This window comes from Stappia sp. ABD4_338, assembly GCF_056312175.1.
The window spans coordinates 2824711-2842033 of record NZ_CM149982.1; the positions used below are offsets into that span (position 1 = coordinate 2824711).

Below are 17323 nucleotides of genomic sequence, written 5' to 3' on the forward strand. Positions count from 1 at the left end.
CGCCGCATGATCCTGCGGTCTACGGGTTCCTACTGAGAAAGGCGTAGCCCAGGAGCCGCGAGTCGGTCAACGCGTTATCCAGTTGAAAAGCCGCTCTCCCGCCTCTTCAAGATGCCGTGGCGAGCGGGCGAAGCACAGCCGGAGAAAGCCTTCGCCGGCATCGCCGAAGGCAATCCCGGGGGCCAGGCCGACGCCGGTCTCGGCGACGATGCGCTTGGCCAGCGCCCGACTGTCCGGATACCCCTCAATGCCGAAGAAGAGGTAGAAGGCGCCCTTGGGCTCGGCCATGCGCACGCGGCCGCTCGCGGCCAGCGCCTCGGTGACGATCCGCCGGCCGGCATCGGCGCGCGCGCGCTGTTCGGCCAGGAAGGGCTCGCCCTCCTCGATCGCCGCGAGAGCCGCCGCCTGCATGAACTGCGCGACACCCGAGGTCGCGTACTGGATGAGGTTCTCGACCGTTTGTCCGATCACCGGAGGACCGGACAGCCAGCCGATACGCCAGCCCGTCATGGCCCAGTTCTTGGAGAAGGTGTTCACATAGAGCACCAGGTCTTCCGGGTCGGCCACATCCATGAACGAGGGAGCACGGGACATGCCTTCCGGCACGAAGCGGGCGTAGACCTCGTCGGCGATGATCCACAGGCCGCGACGGCGTGCCAGTTCCAGCAGGCTGGCCAGCGTCTGCCTGTCGGCCACCCAGCCAGTCGGATTGGAAGGCGAATTCAGGTAGATGGCGCGGGTACGCGGCGTGATCGCCCGCTCGAGCCGCTCCAGGTCGAGGCTCCAGCCCTCGGGCGCGAAGTCGAGTGCGACGGGAACCGCCCGCGCGCCGCCAAGCTCCAGCGCGGCGGCGAAATTCGGCCAGGCGGGGGATGGATAAACCACCTCGTCGCCGGCGCCCGCGATGGCGCAGACGGCGATCTGGATCGCCTGCATCCCCGAGCCGGTGACGAAGTGGCGCTCCGCGCCCCAGTCCCGTCCGAAATGCTCCAGATGATAGCGCGACAGCGCTTCGCGCAGCGGCGGGATGCCGCGCTGGTAGGTGTAGAAGGTTTCGCCCCGCGCCAGGGAGGCCATCGCGGCCCGGTTGATGAACTCGGGCGTCGGCAGGTCGCCCTCGCCCACCCACAGCGGGATCAGGTCGGAGCGGTCCCGGGCGAAGTTCACCACCTCGACGATGCCGCTTTCGGGAGCGCAGCGCGCCTCCCGGCGAAGCGACTCCAGCGCGGCCGGTGTCACGTCGCGAAGGCCATCCGCCGCCGCACCCGGCATTGTGTCGTTCACATTTCTCAACAGACAACCCTCCCGGCGCGTCGGTCTTTGTGCCGCGTCAGGCGGCGGGCCGATCCTTCAGAAGATCGCGGATCTCGGTCAGCAGCACTTCTTCCTTGCTCGGCGCGGGCGGGGTCGCCGGTGCCACTTCCTTTTCCTGGCGCAGCCGGTTGATGCCGCGCACCACCATGAACAGCGCGAAGGCGACGATGGCGAACTTGATGATCGCATTGACGAAAAGACCGACGTTCCAGGTCACGGCTCCCGCCTCGGTGGCGGCGGCCACGGTGGCATAGGGACCCGCCGGCGTGCCGGATTTCAGCACCACGAAGAGATCGGAGAAGTCGACGCCGCCAAGCAGAAGCCCGATCGGCGGCATGAGGATGTCATCGACGAGCGACGACACGATGGCGCTGAAGGCCGCGCCGATGATGATGCCGACCGCCATGTCCAGCATGTTGCCCTTCAGGGCGAATTTCTTGAATTCCGCAAGCATCGCGCACCCCCTTTTCGACCCGGCCGCAGGCAACCGTCCGCTGCAACCGTCATTTTTGCTTTAGCACGCCCCGCGACGGACCGGTATCGCAGAAGTTCACGCGCCCCCTCCCCCTTGCGCGGGCGGCCGGCTTCCCCCTTGTGGCAATGGACAAGGGCCGGCAAACATGCTCGCATCCCGGCTCCAAAACAGGCGGCAAGGCCGGCATGCCGGGCCGAAGGGAGGATGCAGCGGAGATGATCGAGGGCTGGGTCGTGCTCGTGGCGGCGGTCGGCTACGTGCTGCTGCTGTTCGCGATCGCGAGTTTCGGCGATCGCACGACGCGCCTGATCCGTTCCGGCGAGGGCCGGCCGCTTATCTACGCGCTGTCGATCTCCGTCTACTGCACGTCGTGGACCTTCTTCGGTTCCGTCGGCACCGCCTCCCATGCGGGGCTGGAGTTCCTGACCATCTACATCGGTCCGGTGCTGCTGTTCTCGCTCGGCTACCCGCTGCTGCGCCGGGTGATCCGGCTTGCCAAGAGCGAGCGGATCACCTCGATCGCCGATTTCATCGCCGCCCGCTACGGCAAGAGCCAGCCGGTGGCGGCCGTTGTGGCCATCATCGCCGTGATCGGCGTGATCCCCTACATCGCCCTGCAGCTCAAGGCCGTGTCGCTTTCAGTGACCACCATGGTCGCGCGGTTCGATCTTCCGGCCAGCGCGGCCCATCTGCCGTGGCTCAACGACATCACGCTGGTGATCGCCATCGGCATGGCGATCTTCGCGGCCCTGTTCGGCACCCGGCACATCGACGCAACCGAGCATCAGGAGGGACTGATGCTCGCCATCGCCGCCGAGGCGGTGGTCAAGCTCGTCGCCTTCCTCACCATCGGCATCTGGGTGACCTACTGGGTCTATGACGGCCCCGGCGAGATGGTCTCGAAAATGGCCGCGGATCCGCAGGTCATGGAGGTGATGACGGGCGAGCTTGCCGGCGGCAACTGGGTCGTGATGACCCTGCTGTCGTTCTTCGCGGTGATCCTGCTGCCACGCCAGTTCCACGTCACGGTGACGGAGAACAATTCCGGTGCGGAACTCAGGCGCGCAACCTGGCTCTTCCCGCTGTATCTGGTGGCCATCAACCTGTTCGTGGTCCCCATCGCGGCGGCCGGAATGCTGCTGCTCTCGCCCTCGGTCAACCCGGACACCTATGTGCTGGCGCTGCCGATCGCCTTCGAGTCTCCGTGGCTTGCGCTCTTCGCCTTCATCGGCGGCCTGTCCGCCGCCACGGCGATGGTGATCGTGGCCACCGTCGCCCTGGCGATCATGATCTCCAACGACCTGGTCATGCCGCTGGTGTTGCGCCGCTCCAGCGAGGACACCGTGATCGCCTCCAAGGGCGAGGACATGAGCCGCCTGCTGCTGCTCATCCGCCGCGTCTCGATCTTTCTCACCCTGCTGCTGGCCTACGCCTATTTCCGCGCCGCCGGCGACACCGCCGCGCTGACCTCCATCGGCCTGCTGTCGTTCGCGGCCGTGGCGCAGTTCGCGCCCGCCTTCTTCGGCGGCCTTTTGTGGCGGCGTGGCACGGCGCGCGGTGCGATTGCCGGAATGCTCGCCGGCTTCGCGCTGTGGGTCTACACGCTGCTTCTGCCGACCTTCGCCCAGTCCGGCCTGATCCCGCTCCATTTCCTGGAAAACGGCCCCTTCGGCCTGTGGCTGCTCAGGCCCCAGGCGTTGTTCTCGCTGGCCTTCGATCCCCTCACCCACGGCGTGTTCTGGAGCCTTGCGGTCAATCTGGCCACCTATGTGCTCGTGTCCCTGTCGCGGGCGCCCGAACCCATCGAGCGGTTGCAGGCCAACATCTTCGTGCCGTCCGAGCTTTCGCCGGCGCCGGGTCTCAGGCTGTGGCGCACCTCGGTCACCGTCGGCGACCTCAAGGCGACCATCGCCCGCTACCTTGGCGAGGAGCGCACCGAGCGGTCCTTCCAGCGCTTCGCGCGCGAACGCGGGCGGGACTACGACCTCACCGCCACGGCGGACGCGCAGATCCTGCGCTTTTCCGAGCAGCTTCTGGCCAGCGCCATCGGGGCGGCCTCGTCACGGCTGGTGCTGTCGCTTCTGGTCAAGCGGCGCGACCCGAGCGGCAAGGGGGCGATGAAGCTGCTGGACGACGCGACGGTCGCGATCCAGTACAATCGCGACCTGCTGCAGACCGCCCTCGACCAGGTGCGCCAGGGCATCTCGGTCTATGACCGGGACCTGCGGCTGATCTGCTGGAACCGCCAGTTCCGCGAATTGCTCGGCCTGCCGGCCGAATACGGACAGGTCGGCACGCCGCTCGACGCGATCATACGCTTCAACGCCAAGCGCGGCGCCTTCGGCTCCGATTCCGTCGAGGCGCTGGTGGGCGAGCGCATCGCCAAGCTCGCCGTGCGCCAGGAGACCTTTCAGGAGCATCTGGCGACCTCCGGACTGGTGCTGGAGGTCCGCACCAGCCCCATGCCCGACGGCGGCATCGTCACCACCTACACCGACATCACCGAGCGCGTGCTCGGCGAGGAGGCGCTGGCGCGGGCCAACGAGACCCTGGAGCGCCGGGTGCGCGAACGCACGCTGGAACTGACACGCGTCAACGAGGAACTGAGCCAGGCCAAGCGGCTCGCCGAGGAGGCCAACCTGGGCAAGACTCGCTTCCTCGCCGCCGCCGGCCACGACATCCTCCAGCCGCTCAACGCCGCGCGTCTCTACTCCTCCACCTTGAACGAGCGCTTCGCCGAAGGGGAGCTGAAGCACCTGGTGCGGAACGTCGACGCCTCGCTGGAATCGGTGGAGGAGATCATCGGTGCCGTGCTCGACATCTCGCGTCTCGACACCGGGGCGCTCAAGCCCGAGCTGAGCGTCTTCCGCATCGAGGAGGTGCTCGGCCCGCTGCGGCTCGAATTCGAACCCGTGGCACGTGAAAAGGCCCTCGACCTGCGCATCCTCGAATCTAGCCTCAGCGTGCGCTCGGACCGAAGATTGCTGCGCCGGCTGCTGCAGAACCTTGTTTCCAACGCGATCAAATACACCCGCGAAGGCCGGGTGCTCGTCGGCGCGCGCCGGCGCGGCGGCAAGGCGGTGATCGAGGTGCTGGACACCGGCATCGGCATCGCGGAGACCAAGCAGAAGATCATTTTCCTCGAGTTCCATCGTCTCGACGACGGCGCGCGGGAAGCACGAGGGCTGGGGCTCGGCCTGTCCATCGTGGAGCGGATCTCGCGGGTGCTCGGCCATCCGGTGACGCTCTCGTCGAAGCCTGGCCACGGCTCGCGTTTCGCGATCGAGGTGCCCGCTGCCGCCAGCCTGCCCGATGCGCCCAGGGCAGCCCCCGCCCCGGCATCACCGGGCGCGTTGACCGGGCTCAAGGTCATGGCGATCGACAACGAACCCCAGATCCTCGACGGGATGCAGGTGCTGCTCAGCGGCTGGGGGTGCCGGGTGGAGACCGCGCTCGACCCGCGCGAGGCGGCGCGCAAGGCGACGGAGGGCGGGTTCCGTCCGGACGTGCTCCTCGTCGACTACCATCTCGACGAGGGCACCGGCATCGAGGCCGCGGTGCAATTGCGCTGGCTGTTCGGCTCCGAGACCCCGGCGATCCTGATCACCGCCGACCGCTCGCAGGCGGTACGCTCCGAGGCCGCCGACAAGGGAATAGACCTGCTCAACAAGCCGGTGAAGCCCGCCGCGCTGCGCGCCCACCTCGCCCGTGTCCAGGCGCTCGTGGCGGCGGAGTAGGTCGCGCCTCGTCCCGCGTGAGTGCGCAAGCCACTGTGATCAACTGGATTTGTAGTCAACCGCCTTGAAAGCGCCTCGGGGGGCGGGGAAAGTCTCCGGAGAGCCCAGACCCGCCGGCCATGCGGGTCACCCTCGAGGGAGAGACGGATGAAGACGGTTTCCAGCGCGAGCGCTCCGGTGGCGTTCGCCATCACCCTTGCCTGCGTTTCGGCGGCGGGCGTTTCCCCCGCCCGTGCCGAGGCTGCCTGCGACGTGGACAAGCCAGGCTCTGAGCTGAGCCTGATGGACGCGGCGAAGCTCTGGCACTGCCTCAACGAGGATCTCGTCGCCGGCTACCGGACAGGCGACAAGCGCTGGATCCCCGAGGAGTTCATCAACGACTACCGCTCCTGGAAGGCCGCGAGCGACTTTCCCGCCGCATCCAGCGTGCACGGAGGCCGCTTTCTGGTGACCTTCGTCAATCCGGTCGGCGAGAAGGCGTACATGCAGTTCGCGGAAGAGGGCGTGAAAATGCCCGAAGGCAGCGTTCTGGCGAAGGAGTCCTACACGGTCGACGAAAAGGGCCATGTCGCCAAGGGACCGCTGTTCATCATGCAGAAGGTGGCCGAGGGCACGTCCCCGGTGACCGGCGACTGGTACTACATGGCCGTCGCGCCGACGGGCGAGCCGATGGCGATGGACGTCATCACCGCCTGCAGTGCCTGTCACCAGGCCAGCTTCGGCAAGCGCGACGGCATGGGCTATCCGAAGCCGGAAGCGCGCGCGAAACCCTGACCCGTCTCGTTTAGGGGGCTACACCCTGGGGGCCTCAACCGGAGGCCGCCGCCACCTGCCAGTTGCCCTGTTCGATCCGCGCGGCCGCGATCACCGCCTGGGTGCGGCTTTCAACGCCAAGCTTTTGCAGGATCGCGGAGACATGGGCCTTCACGGTCGCCTCCGAGACGCTGAGCTCATAGGCGATCTGCTTGTTGAGCAGCCCTTCCGACAGCATCATCAGCACCCGCACCTGCTGCGGCGTGAGCGTGGACATGCGCTGCACCATGGCCGCGACGTCGTCCTCCTCGTCGCCCAGATCGACGTCGGGCGGAGACCACACGCCACCGTTCATCACCGCCGTCACCGCCTCGCGAATGACCTCGATGCCCCGCGACTTGGGGATGAAGCCGGACGCGCCGAGTTCCATGCAGCGGCGGATGGTCGGCGGATCCTCCGTCGCCGAGACGATCACCACCGGAACCCCCTGGTACTGGGCGCGCAGATAGATCAGCCCGGCAAAGCCGCGCATTCCCGGCATGGAAAGATCGAGAAGCACCAGATCGATGTCGCGCTCGCCCTCGATGGCCGAGACCGCATCCTCAAGCGATCCCACCTCGGTGATGCCGGCACCGGGAAACAGATTGTCGATGGTCTGGCGCAAGGCGCCGCGAAAAAGTGGATGATCGTCCGCAATCAGAAAATGGTAGCTTTCGCTTTCCGCCACGCCCCAGTCCTCCCTCGACCGCCGGTGTCGCCCGGCTTATCGGTCATCTAGTCGCATTATCGGCTTCGCGCCCCATCGCATCAAGCCCCGCCGCAACCTCGCCGTGCATCCTTGCACAGTCCCCCGAAGATGCGAGGCAGGGTGACGCTGCGTCGATCCTTCCCATGTCTTTCACAATTTGCCACCTCCTGAAAGTTGCAGAACTACCGACCCCGCGCCTTTCAGGCGGGCACGGCACGCGCCTGTCGGGATTTTCACCGGCGGCACGGTCGGTTAGGGTGTCGCTCCACCCCGTTTCACGTCGCTTCCCGAAGGCACCCGCATGACCGACGCGCTTTTCCCCCCGACCACGCCTCACGCCTCCGGAATGCTGGAGACCGGCGGCCTGCATCGCCTCTACTACGAGGTCTGCGGCAATCCCGAAGGCCAGCCCGTGGTCATGCTGCACGGCGGCCCCGGCGGAGGCGCGGGCGAGATCATGCGCCGCTTCCACGATCCGGCCCGGTATCGCATCGTGCTGTTCGACCAGCGCGGATGCGGCCGCTCCACGCCCCATGCGGACCTGCGCGAGAACACCACATGGGACCTGGTCGCCGACATCGAACGCCTTCGCGAACACCTGGGCATCGACGCCTGGCAGGTCTTCGGCGGATCCTGGGGCTCGACGCTGGCACTCGCCTACGCCCAGAGCCACCCCGAGCGGGTCACCGGCCTGATCCTGCGCGGCATCTTCCTGCTGAGGCGGGCTGAACTGCTGTGGTTCTATCAGGAAGGCGCAAGCTGGCTCTATCCGGACCTCTTCGCCCATTACCGCGATTTCATCCCGCCCGAGGAACAGCACGACATGATCGGCGCTTACCATCGCCGGCTCACCGGCGAGGACGAGGCCGTGCGGCTGGAGGCGGCGCGCCGCTGGGCCGTGTGGGAAGCCTCGACCCTGAGCGTGCTGCGCAATCCCGAGCGCGAGGCAGCCTTCTCCGACGCCCGCTACGCACTCGCCTTTGCCCGGCTCGAGGCGCATTATTTCGCAAACGGCGGCTTCTTCCGGGAGGACGGTCAGCTCCTGCGGGACATCGACCGCATCAGCCATATTCCCGGCGTTCTGGTCCATGGCCGCCACGACACCGTGACGCCGATGAAGAACGCCTACGATCTGGCCGCCGCATGGCCGGAGGCGGATCTGCGCATCGTCGAGGATGCGGGGCACGCTGCCGGCGAGCCCGGCATTGCGGCGGAGCTTGTCGCGGCCACCCAACGCTTCGCGTCCGGGACCTGAAACGGCCGGCGGTGCCAGAACCCGCTCTGCAAAAAAGAAGGCGGCCGGGGATCCCCGGCCGCCTTTTCGTTTCGGTTTCGCTGTAGCGAAGGGCTTCAGCCGAAGACCTTGAAACGCTCCGCGTCGTCCATGAAGGACTTCTCGCCGATGTCCGCCTCGTGCGAGCCGAAGGGCATCTGGGCCCGCAGCTTCCAGGTGGCGGGAATGTTCCAGGCCGACGCGACACCGGCATCGATCACCGGGTTGTAGTGCTGCAGGCTGGCGCCGATGCCGGCCTCCGACAGGGCGGTCCAGACGGCGAGCTGAGCCATGCCGCTGGCCTGCTCGGACCAGACGGGGAAGTTGTCGGCGTAGAGCGCGAACTGCTCCTGCAGGCCCTTCACCACGTCTTGGTCCTCGAAGAAGAGCACGGTGCCCGCGCCGGCGGCAAAGCCGTCGAGCTTGGCCTCGGTCTGCGCGAAGTTCTCGGCCGGCACGATCTTGCGCAGCTCTTCCTTGGCGATGTTCCACAGCTTGTCGCTCTCGGCGCCGAACAGCGTCACGACACGCGAGCTCTGGGAGTTGAAGGACGACGGCGCATGCTTCACCGCCGACTGGATGAGAGCGGCAACCTCGTCCTTCGAACGCGGCAGCGTCTTGCCGAGTGCATACTGGGTCCGGCGCTTTGCAAGCGCGTCGATAAACTGGATCGTCATGGCAAAATGCCCCTGATTTGCCGACGCGAGACGGCTCCCGCCAGCCGGATGGCCAGGCGAAGGTCGAGAATTGCGTCGATTGTTGAAGGCGCCGCGGGAAGAGACAGCGCCGAAACTCTGCCCCTAGATATCGGGAGCTCCGCCCCTGCCGCCAGAACAAAATGCGGAAACAGTGTGTCCACGAACGGAAACAATCGGCACGCGCCCGAGGGGTGTTCAGGTACCCAGATACCGAAGCGTCAGGCTGCGCTGGTGCGGCGTGTCGCGGTGTTCCAGCAGGTAGACCTCCTGCCAGGTGCCGAGGTCCAGCCGGCCCGCGACGACCGGCACGATGAGGCTCACGCCCGTAAGGACGGATTTCACATGCGAGGGCATGTCGTCCGGCCCCTCGACGGTATGGCGCCAGGGCGCGTCCTCCGGCGCGAGCCGTGACAGCGCGTCGACCAGGTCGGCCTGAACATCCGGATCGGCGTTTTCCTGGATGGTCAGCGATGCGGTGGTGTGGCGCAGGAACACGGAAAGCTCGCCATCGCGCATTCCCTGCTCCTCGAGCCAGGCATCCAGCACCCGTCCGAGCCCATAGGCGCCGCGCCCCCGGGTCGCCACCATCAGCCGCCCCATGCGCTGGCGCAGGTCGAGCCCGTCATCCTCGAATGTCCAGACCTCGAACGATTCGCCGCTCTTCGTGCGGGTCATCCTGACCTCCAATCCGCTGACCGGACAGCGAGTATGCGAAGGCCACGGCGCGCGCGCAAGCGCAGGGGCGCCCTCTCCTTCGCATGACAATTTCTCATGCTGTCCAAAACGGCCGGAACCCACGCCCGAACGGTTCGCGCAGGGCTTGGCAGAAACACCGGTAACCTTTAGCCTGTGCGCAATAATTCGGACTGCGGAAGATATGGGACGGGGCGGCGGCGGAATGGCTTCAGGCGATCGCAGGGCCGCTTTGGGCGGCGAGGAATACGAGGAAACGCGGGACTTCAACCGCGACCTTGCACGGCGGCTGTCACTGTTTCCCGACCAGTGGTCGTTTCCCCCGTCCGTGATCCGCGAAAGACGGGCCGAGGGGCTTGGCCCCTTCCCCGCCCCGCCGAAGCTCGACCACGCGGAAACCCTGATCATCCCGGGCCCGCACGGCGACATTCCCTTGCGCATCCTGAGACCGCAGACGCGCCCCTGTCAGGGCGTCTTCCTGCATCTGCACGGTGGCGGGTGGACCTTGGGCGGGGCGAGCGAACAGGACCCGCGCCTTGCGGAGATCGCCGAACGCACCGGCCTCGCCGCCGTTTCGGTGGAATACCGGCTCGCGCCCGAGCATCCCTATCCGCAGGCGCCCGACGACTGCGAGGCGGCCGCGCTCTGGCTGCACCTGAACGGTGCGGATGTGTTCGGCCCCGGCATCCATGCCATCGGCGGGGAATCCGCCGGCGCCAACCTCGCCGCCACGACCCTGCTGCGCTTGCGCGACCGGCACGGCCTGAGCGACCTGTTCGCCGGAGCGGTCTTCGCCTGCGGCTGCTTCGACCTTCGCCTGACGCCAAGCGCGCGCAACTGGGGCGAGGAAAAGCTGGTGCTGAACACCCGCGACATCTCCATGTTCGCCCGCCACTACCTCGCCGACGGCCATTCGCCCTACGATCCCGACATCTCGCCGCTCCTCGCCCGTCTCGAGGGGATGGTGCCCGCCCATTTCTCGGTCGGAACGCGCGATCCCCTGCTCGACGACACGTTGTTCATGGCCGAACGCTGGCGCGCGGCGGGCAACGTGACGGAGCTTGCCGTCTATCCCGGCGGCTGCCACGTCTTCCAGCGCTTTGACCTGCGGATCGCCCGCGAAAGCAACCAGGCGATCGACCGTTTCCTCGCCCACCTGATCCCTTCCGGATAATCCTTCCACCGGCGTCTCCAGCCTCGGAGCCTTCTTGAATGCCTGCGTTCGAAACCCTGTTTTCCTTTGTAAATTGTTGGGAATGCGACGAAAATGATCACCTCAACGTCCAGTTCTACCTCAGCCGCTTCGACGAGGCCGACCGGCAGTTTCGCCTTCTCGGCGGGCTGAGCGACGCCGTCGCCGGTCCGCGCCGCGCGCGGCACGTGCGGTTTCACAATGAGCTCTTCGCCGGCGACGCCCTGCACATGACCAGCCATGTGGCCTTCGACGGCCCCTACATGCTGACCGTGGTGCACGAGTTGCGGCGCACCGCCGACGGCTCGCTGGCCGCGACGGCGATCGATGGCTACGCCCCCGCCGACAGCATGGCGCGCGAGTTGCGCCGGCGCTTCGCCGAGGCGTCCGACGCCATGCCCGACGCCGCCCAGCCGCGCGGCACCTCCGCCACCGGCGAGATGAACGGCGTGACGCCGGCCCAGCTCGAGGCCGCCGGCGCGCGGGTGACCAACAGGGCCACCGTGCTGCCGCGTCACGCGGGCCCCGATGGACGCGCCGACGACTGTTTCGCGGCCGGATGTTTCGTGGAAGCGGCCCCGCACACCTGGAACATGACGCCCATGGACGAGGCCTGGCTGGCCGAGCGCAATCTCGGCCGGGTGGTCGCGGAGCTGAAGCTGTGCTGGGCGGGACCGCTCAAGGTGGGTGAACCGGTGGTGACGCTGAGCGGGGTCACCGGTGCGGGGACGACCACCTTCACGATCCGTCACCACATGTTCGAGGCGCGCACCCAACGTTTCGTCGCGGCGGCCGACGTGGTGTGCCTCGCGCTCGACCTTGAAACGCGCAAGGCGCCGCCCCTTGCCGACGACGTGCGTCAGGAGATCCTGAAAGCAGCACTCAGGCGCTGACGGTCACGAGGCATCGAAGATCGGCGTCGAAGATCATGAGGCACTGACGATCAGGCTCCCAGGCCACTGGCGTCAGTTCCCCAGATCGTCGTATTCCTCGCGCAACGACTTCATCATGCCGAAGAAGCGGCGCATCGCCTTTTCCGTGAAATCGAGCGCGCGACCGAGTTCCTTCTCCTCCTCGGGGGTGAAGGTCGGCTCGTCGTCGCCGTCGACCCGCGGCAGGGCGTCGGTCTTGGGCACGCTCTCGCCGGGGCGCGCCAGGCCCGCCTTGCGGCGCAATTCGGCGTTTTCCGCGCGCAGCGCCGTAACCTGTTTGCCGAGACGCTCGATCTCCGCCTCCAGCGCGAGCTGGGCGTCGGGCACGGCAACGCAGCGCCATGTGGCGTTGACCTTGCTGCATTCCGCGACCCGCCCCGTCTCGCGATCGAGCCGCAGGAAGATGTCGCCCGCCGGAGCCAGCACATAGCGGTCCCGGTCGACCTGCGGGCGGTCGTCCAGACCGGCCGCGTGGCCCACGCCGGCAAGCATGACGGCCCCGCCGACGGCGAGCCCGAAGACCCTGGCACTCATGCGCATGTCTTGCTCCTTCCACGTGCCGGGCGCCGGGCGCCCCTGCCGTATGGCCCGCGCGTGACCCTTGCGGCCTACGGTTGCTCGTAGGGCGCGCGGCCGCTTTCGAGCGCCTCGTCCAGCAGGGCCAGCCGGTCCTGCCCCCAAAAGACCTCGCCATTGAGCACATAGCTCGGCGAACCGAAGACGCCGCCCCCGATGGCGTCGGCCTGGTTTTCCATATAGCGCGCCACGACGGTTTTTTCAGCCGCCCGGGCAATCACGTCCGTGCCGGCGAGGCCGAGCCCATCGAGAATCGCGGCCTGCACGGCCTCGGAGGCGATGTCGCGCTCCTCGACCCATGTCGCCTCGAAGACGGCCTGGCTGTAGTCCACGACCGGGCCGCCATCCATGGCCAGAAGCACCGCGATGCGGTCGGCCAGGTCCGGATTGACGGGGAAATAGGCCGGCTGCAGCGTCAGCGGCAGGTTGCGGTGCGCCCTCCAGCGCTGAAGCTCGATCAGGCGGTAGGCCTGACGCACCGGATGGCGCTTGGCCAGCGGCAGGCCGCCGGTCTCGGCGAAAACCGTCGTCAGCGAGACCGGACGGAACCGCACCGCGTACTCGCGGCGGTCGGCCAGTTCCACGAAGGCGCGGTGGCCGAGATAGGCCCAGGGCGAGGCATGGGTGTAGTAATAGTCGATGACGCGCTGCATGAAGGCTCACGATCTTCCGGGACAGGTGGCGTACCCTGCGACGGGACGCGGTCACGATCAAGCCTTCTCGACCGCCTCCAGCAGCGCCGTCAGCGTGTCGATGGTATCCGCCTCAGCGGCCGGCTTGTCCCATCGCAGGCGAGAAATCCGGGGAAAGCGCATGGCGAGCCCCGACTTGTGGCGCGGAGAGCGGGCAAGCCCCTCGAACGCCACCTCGAGAACGAGCGCGGCATCGGCGTCGTGACGCACCTCCCGCACGGGACCGAAGCGGTTCACGGTGTTGGCGCGCACGAAGCGGTCGATCTCCCGCAGTTCCTCGTCGGTGAAGCCGAAGTAGGCCTTTCCCACCGGCACGAGTTCGCGCCCCTCGTCGCCTTCGCGCCAGACGCCGAACGTGTAGTCGGAGTAGAATGAGGAGCGCTTCCCGTGTCCGCGCTGGGCGTACATCAGCACGGCATCGACCCGGTGGGGATCGCGCTTCCACTTGAACCATTCGCCACGCGGGCGACCGGGCACATAGGGCGCCTCCCACCGTTTCAGCATCACGCCCTCGATGGCCGCGGCATCCGCGCCCGAATAGAGCTGTCGCGGATCGTTGCGCGCCCGTTCGGCCGCGTCCCAGCTCTCCAGATCGAGGAGCGGCGACAGGTCGAGACGCGGGCTCGCCTGCCGTTCGACGAAGGCTTCGAGACGCGCGCGACGCACGCGGAAGGGCTCGCCGCGCAGGTCCTCGCCCTCGATCGCCAGCAGGTCGTAGGCACGAATCGCGACCGGATGGGCGCGCATCATCTTCGCCGTGACGCTCTTGCGGTTGAGGCGCTGCTGCAGCGCGTTGAAGGAGCGCACCTGGCCGTCCTCGATGACGAGAAGCTCCCCGTCGATGGCCGCGTCGAAGTCGAGGGCTTCCATCAGGTCCGGAAAGGCGGGGGAGATGTCCTCTCCCGTGCGCGAGAACAGCCGCGTGACCCGCCGTCCCGTGCGGTCGTGCCCCGAGACGGCCTGCACCCGGATGCCGTCCCATTTCCATTCGGCGGCGAAATCGGGAAGCGCCAGCGCCTCGCGGTCGCGCTCTTCCAGTGGATGAGCGAGCATGGCCGGGCGAAAGGGAGCGGGATCGTCTGTTTCGGGCCTCGGCCCGGTTCCCTCCGCCCAGGCGAACAGGGCCTCGTAGGGTGGCTTGAGCGCGTGCCACACCTCTTCGATCTCGTCGGGCTCCCTGGGGCCGAGTGCCGCGACGGCGGTCTTTGCAAGACGCGCCGAGACCCCGACGCGCAAGCCCCCGGTCACGAGCTTGAGCAGTGCCCAGCGCCCGGTCTCGTCGAGACGGTCGAGCCAATCCGCGACCAGCCCGGGCGCCTCGTTCCGCCCCGCCGTCTCCAGACGCTCCACCACCATCGACAGGGAGAGATCGCCCGCCTCGCCCGGCGGTGCATCCTCCGGGATCGGCCAGATCAGCGCGATGGTCTCGGAAAGGTCGCCGACGAAGTCATAGGAAAGCTCGAACAGATACGGATCCACGCGCTCGGCGACCAGCGCGCGCAGCATGGCGGGCTTGGCGTTGCGAAACCTGAGGCCGCCCGTCAGCGCCGCAAGCGCCAGCCCCCTGTCGGGGTCCGGCACCCGGGCGAAGTGATCGGCCAGAAGCGTCAGCTTCGCGCCCCGGCGCGGCTCGTGCGACAGCCGGTCGAGGAGACTTGCGAAACGCTGCATGGACCTTGCGGCCGCTCAGGGCTCGTTGACGATCATCGCGATGGACCAGTCGGTTCCCGCGTAGATCAGATGATAGTGGCAGGTGAACTCGAACACGGGCTCGCCATCCGCCGTGCTCTGGGTCCAGGCCAGCGTCACCAGCCCCGCATCCCCTTCCACATGGCCGGAGACCACCTCGTAGTCGGAGTTGACCACGCCTTCCTGGTCGAGCGCCGAGAGCAGCTTGTCGATGTTCTCCAGGAGTTCTTCCTCGTCGACGAAGACGTTGCCCTTGCCGAACTGCCAGATCACCGCCGGATAGGAGAAGCAGTCGGCAATCGCCTCCGCGTCGAAATCGTCGAAGGCGGTGCGATAGTCGTCGAAGAGCTGGAGCACCGCGTCCTCGAGGGCTTTAACCGACGCCGTCTCGCCGGCCTGCGATTGTGCCCCGTTCTCCCCGAAGGAGCCGTTGCGGTCGTCGGAGCCGAAGTCAGCCATTGCACTTCTCCCTGCAACATCGTCCAGCCATGTGCCGGACCGTTACGGCAGCGCCGTCACACCTCCCAGAGGATCACCGCGCCCTGTCCCTGTCCAGAGGTCATCCGGCTTTGTCACCGGTGAGTTGCCTGCCTCCGCCCGGTCCCTGTTCCGGCGGCGGTCCGGCTTCACCGGTCTCGCCTTCCCCCTCGCCATATCCGATGAGGTTCAACGGTCGCGCGGAAAGCCCCTGCGTCCGGCACCAATGCACCAGCGCCTCTTCCGCGCCATGGGTCACCCAGATTTCACCGGCGCCCGTTTCCGTCACGCTTCCGCAGAGATCGTCCCAGTCGCAGTGGTCGGAAATGACGAGCGGCAACTCCGCGCCGCGCTGACGCGCGCGGGCGCGCACCCTCACCCAGCCGCTGGCGATCGCCGTCACCGGATCGCCGAACCTTCGGGCCCAACGGTCGGCAAGCTGGCCGGGCGGACACAGAACGATCTCCCCGGCAAGCTCCTTCCCCCGCCGTCCGACCGCTTCCAGCGGGCCGAGGTCGATCCCTTCCTCCTGATAGAACGCACAAAGGCGCTCCAGTGCGCCATGCAGGTAGACAGGCCGGTCGTAACCCGCCCGGCGCAGTTCCGCGATGACCCGTTGCGCCTTGCCCAGCGCATAGGTTCCCACGAGGTGGGTGCGGTCGGGAAACAGGGCCCGCGAGGCGAGAAGCTTCGCGCATTCCTCCCCGGCGGGCGGATGGCGGAACACCGGCAGGCCGAAGGTCGCCTCGGTTATGAAGACATCGCAGGGCACGGGCTCGAAAGGCGCGCAGGTGGGGTCCGCCTGACGCTTGTAGTCGCCGGAGATGACCACCCGGATTCCGCCCTGCCGGATGGCGATCTGCATGGAGCCGAGCACATGGCCGGCGGGATGGAAGGACACATCCACCTCGCCGATCCGCAAGGTCTCGCCGGGGCGCGCCTCCTGCGTCGCGCCGGCGAACTCCGCGCCGTAGCGGATCGCCATGATGGCAAGCGTCTCGCGCGAGGCCAGAACCGCGCCGTGACCGGCGCGTGCGTGGTCGGCATGACCATGGGTGACGAGTGCGCGCGGCACCGGGCGCAGCGGGTCGATGTGAAACCCGCCGGCGGGGCAGTAGAGACCGGCCTCCGTCAGCGTGAGGATATCGCTTCCGGAGAGGACGGAGCGCGGCTTCGCGGCGCCCCCTTCTGCCGCGTCAGATATGCTGGCCGCCATTTATGTGGATCTCGCTGCCGGTCACATAGGATGCGTGTCGGCTTGCCAGGAAATGCACCACCTCCGCCACTTCCTCCGGCCGCCCGAGCCGCTTCATCGGAACCTGCGTCTCCACGACATGCTCGGTGCCGGCCGAAAGGATCGCCGTTTCGATCTCGCCGGGCGCGACCGCGTTCACACGCACGTCGAACTCGGCCAGTTCGTGGGCAAGCTCGCGGGTGAGCGCCGAAAGGGCCGCCTTCGACACCGCATAGGCCGCACCGGCAAAGGGGTGCACGCGAAAGCCGGCGATCGAGGTGACATTGACCACGGAGCCCTTCGCCGCCTTCAGCTCGTCGAGAAGCTGCTGGCACAGGAGAAGCGGCGCGATCAGATTGACTTGCTGCACGGTCTGCAGTGTCTCAAGGGACGTTTCCATTGCGCCGAGCCGCGCGCCGTCTTCGCCCTTGGGGGAGATGCCGGCATTGTTGACCAGCGCGGTCAGCGGGCGGCCGGCGAGCATCGCCTTGAGCTCATCGGCGGCCTCCTGCACGGAGGCCGGATCGGCAAGGTCCGTGGTGATGTGATGGACGATGCCCTCGGCCCAGGGACACACGCTTGAAAACGGTGTCCGGGCGAGCGTGATGACGTCCCAGCCCTCCCGGTAGAACAGGCGCACGATCGCATGGCCGATGCCCCGGCTCGCGCCGGTCACGGCGACCACGGGCTTTTGCGCCCCGCCGCTCTGCGGTTCCTGCATGAACGCTTTTCCTGCCCTGTCATGGAGCGGCCAAGCCCGCTCCCTCAAAGCCTTACATGGTTCTCCTCGCCATTGCATCAAAGGGCGATCGGCGGGGATACAAAGATACAAGGTGTCGC

At 67.5% G+C, this 17323-nt stretch carries 16 protein-coding genes; 5 read left to right on the forward strand and 11 right to left on the reverse strand.

What is annotated here, in order from left to right; all coding sequences use genetic code 11:
- Positions 1-66: 66 nt before the first annotated feature.
- Positions 67-1272 (reverse strand): pyridoxal phosphate-dependent aminotransferase, encoded by a 1206-nt coding sequence (locus ACYX4S_RS12740; protein ID WP_293717777.1) that lies wholly within the window; start codon positions 1270-1272, stop codon positions 67-69.
- A 58-nt stretch (positions 1273-1330) separates the two neighbouring features.
- The gene (mscL, locus tag ACYX4S_RS12745; protein ID WP_476360443.1) at positions 1331-1768 is read right to left on the reverse strand and encodes a large-conductance mechanosensitive channel protein MscL; all 438 of its coding nucleotides are present in this window, start codon (positions 1766-1768) and stop codon (positions 1331-1333) included.
- A gap of 236 nt (positions 1769-2004) precedes the next feature.
- Here mscL and ACYX4S_RS12750 point away from each other — a divergent pair, with 236 nt between their 5' ends.
- Positions 2005-5526 (forward strand): sensor histidine kinase, encoded by a 3522-nt coding sequence (locus tag ACYX4S_RS12750; RefSeq protein ID WP_476360444.1) that lies wholly within the window; start codon positions 2005-2007, stop codon positions 5524-5526.
- A 147-nt stretch (positions 5527-5673) separates the two neighbouring features.
- A complete protein-coding gene (locus ACYX4S_RS12755) occupies positions 5674-6300 on the forward strand; it encodes a cytochrome P460 family protein (protein WP_476360445.1) in 627 nt (208 codons plus the stop codon).
- Between the two features lie 34 nt (positions 6301-6334).
- On the opposite strand, the gene ACYX4S_RS12760 is transcribed toward ACYX4S_RS12755, so the two are convergent.
- Positions 6335-7006, reverse strand: a complete 672-nt coding sequence (locus ACYX4S_RS12760; protein WP_293717745.1) for a response regulator — start codon at positions 7004-7006, stop codon at positions 6335-6337.
- A 322-nt stretch (positions 7007-7328) separates the two neighbouring features.
- Between ACYX4S_RS12760 and pip the strand changes: the two genes are divergently transcribed.
- Positions 7329-8282 (forward strand): prolyl aminopeptidase, encoded by a 954-nt coding sequence (pip, locus tag ACYX4S_RS12765; RefSeq protein ID WP_476360446.1) that lies wholly within the window; start codon positions 7329-7331, stop codon positions 8280-8282.
- Positions 8283-8377: 95 nt separating this feature from the next.
- Here the strand turns inward: pip and ACYX4S_RS12770 are convergent, their stop codons facing one another.
- Together ACYX4S_RS12770 and ACYX4S_RS12775 are read right to left on the reverse strand one after the other, a co-directional pair.
- Entirely contained in the window at positions 8378-8977 is a 600-nt protein-coding gene (locus ACYX4S_RS12770; RefSeq protein WP_476360447.1) for a nitroreductase family protein, read from the reverse strand.
- Positions 8978-9193: 216 nt separating this feature from the next.
- Complete coding sequence (locus ACYX4S_RS12775) at positions 9194-9673, reverse strand: secondary thiamine-phosphate synthase enzyme YjbQ (protein WP_293717751.1); 480 nt, start codon at positions 9671-9673, stop codon at positions 9194-9196.
- A gap of 223 nt (positions 9674-9896) precedes the next feature.
- On the opposite strand from ACYX4S_RS12775, the gene ACYX4S_RS12780 reads away from it, so the two are divergent.
- Positions 9897-10865 (forward strand): alpha/beta hydrolase, encoded by a 969-nt coding sequence (locus ACYX4S_RS12780; RefSeq protein ID WP_476360448.1) that lies wholly within the window; start codon positions 9897-9899, stop codon positions 10863-10865.
- A 38-nt stretch (positions 10866-10903) separates the two neighbouring features.
- Positions 10904-11776: an acyl-CoA thioesterase gene (locus tag ACYX4S_RS12785; protein ID WP_476360449.1), complete on the forward strand. Its 873-nt coding sequence runs from the start codon at positions 10904-10906 to the stop codon at positions 11774-11776.
- A gap of 72 nt (positions 11777-11848) precedes the next feature.
- Here the strand turns inward: ACYX4S_RS12785 and ACYX4S_RS12790 are convergent, their stop codons facing one another.
- From ACYX4S_RS12790 to ACYX4S_RS12815, 6 genes are all read right to left on the reverse strand, one after another.
- The gene (locus tag ACYX4S_RS12790) at positions 11849-12355 is read right to left on the reverse strand and encodes a hypothetical protein (protein WP_476360450.1); all 507 of its coding nucleotides are present in this window, start codon (positions 12353-12355) and stop codon (positions 11849-11851) included.
- 68 nt (positions 12356-12423) lie between these two features.
- Positions 12424-13044 carry a DsbA family protein gene (locus ACYX4S_RS12795; protein ID WP_476360451.1) on the reverse strand — a complete coding sequence of 207 codons (621 nt, stop codon included), beginning with the start codon at positions 13042-13044 and terminating at the stop codon, positions 12424-12426.
- 57 nt (positions 13045-13101) lie between these two features.
- Entirely contained in the window at positions 13102-14754 is a 1653-nt protein-coding gene (locus tag ACYX4S_RS12800; RefSeq protein WP_476360452.1) for a cisplatin damage response ATP-dependent DNA ligase, read from the reverse strand.
- 15 nt (positions 14755-14769) lie between these two features.
- Positions 14770-15231, reverse strand: a complete 462-nt coding sequence (locus ACYX4S_RS12805) for a DUF4440 domain-containing protein (RefSeq protein WP_476360453.1) — start codon at positions 15229-15231, stop codon at positions 14770-14772.
- Positions 15232-15331: 100 nt separating this feature from the next.
- Positions 15332-16465, reverse strand: coding sequence for a ligase-associated DNA damage response exonuclease (locus tag ACYX4S_RS12810; protein ID WP_476360454.1), 1134 nt, complete (start codon positions 16463-16465; stop codon positions 15332-15334).
- Positions 16446-17204, reverse strand: a complete 759-nt coding sequence (locus tag ACYX4S_RS12815; protein ID WP_476360455.1) for an SDR family NAD(P)-dependent oxidoreductase — start codon at positions 17202-17204, stop codon at positions 16446-16448. The genes ACYX4S_RS12810 and ACYX4S_RS12815 overlap by 20 nt, the downstream gene beginning before the upstream one ends.
- Between the last annotated feature and the right edge of the window lie 119 nt (positions 17205-17323).

What these genes read in the sequence shown, in the direction of transcription:
- ACYX4S_RS12740 (WP_293717777.1), bottom strand. Translation starts at nt 1,272, where the DNA reads ATGCCGGGTGCGGCGGCGGATGGCCTTCGCGACGTGACACCGGCCGCG.
- mscL (WP_476360443.1), bottom strand. Translation starts at nt 1,768, where the DNA reads ATGCTTGCGGAATTCAAGAAATTCGCCCTGAAGGGCAACATGCTGGAC.
- ACYX4S_RS12750 (WP_476360444.1), top strand. Translation starts at nt 2,005, where the DNA reads ATGATCGAGGGCTGGGTCGTGCTCGTGGCGGCGGTCGGCTACGTGCTG.
- ACYX4S_RS12755 (WP_476360445.1), top strand. Translation starts at nt 5,674, where the DNA reads ATGAAGACGGTTTCCAGCGCGAGCGCTCCGGTGGCGTTCGCCATCACC.
- pip (WP_476360446.1), top strand. Translation starts at nt 7,329, where the DNA reads ATGACCGACGCGCTTTTCCCCCCGACCACGCCTCACGCCTCCGGAATG.
- ACYX4S_RS12770 (WP_476360447.1), bottom strand. Translation starts at nt 8,977, where the DNA reads ATGACGATCCAGTTTATCGACGCGCTTGCAAAGCGCCGGACCCAGTAT.
- ACYX4S_RS12775 (WP_293717751.1), bottom strand. Translation starts at nt 9,673, where the DNA reads ATGACCCGCACGAAGAGCGGCGAATCGTTCGAGGTCTGGACATTCGAG.
- ACYX4S_RS12780 (WP_476360448.1), top strand. Translation starts at nt 9,897, where the DNA reads ATGGCTTCAGGCGATCGCAGGGCCGCTTTGGGCGGCGAGGAATACGAG.
- ACYX4S_RS12785 (WP_476360449.1), top strand. Translation starts at nt 10,904, where the DNA reads ATGCCTGCGTTCGAAACCCTGTTTTCCTTTGTAAATTGTTGGGAATGC.
- ACYX4S_RS12790 (WP_476360450.1), bottom strand. Translation starts at nt 12,355, where the DNA reads ATGCGCATGAGTGCCAGGGTCTTCGGGCTCGCCGTCGGCGGGGCCGTC.
- ACYX4S_RS12795 (WP_476360451.1), bottom strand. Translation starts at nt 13,044, where the DNA reads ATGCAGCGCGTCATCGACTATTACTACACCCATGCCTCGCCCTGGGCC.
- ACYX4S_RS12800 (WP_476360452.1), bottom strand. Translation starts at nt 14,754, where the DNA reads ATGCAGCGTTTCGCAAGTCTCCTCGACCGGCTGTCGCACGAGCCGCGC.
- ACYX4S_RS12805 (WP_476360453.1), bottom strand. Translation starts at nt 15,231, where the DNA reads ATGGCTGACTTCGGCTCCGACGACCGCAACGGCTCCTTCGGGGAGAAC.
- ACYX4S_RS12810 (WP_476360454.1), bottom strand. Translation starts at nt 16,465, where the DNA reads ATGGCGGCCAGCATATCTGACGCGGCAGAAGGGGGCGCCGCGAAGCCG.
- ACYX4S_RS12815 (WP_476360455.1), bottom strand. Translation starts at nt 17,204, where the DNA reads ATGCAGGAACCGCAGAGCGGCGGGGCGCAAAAGCCCGTGGTCGCCGTG.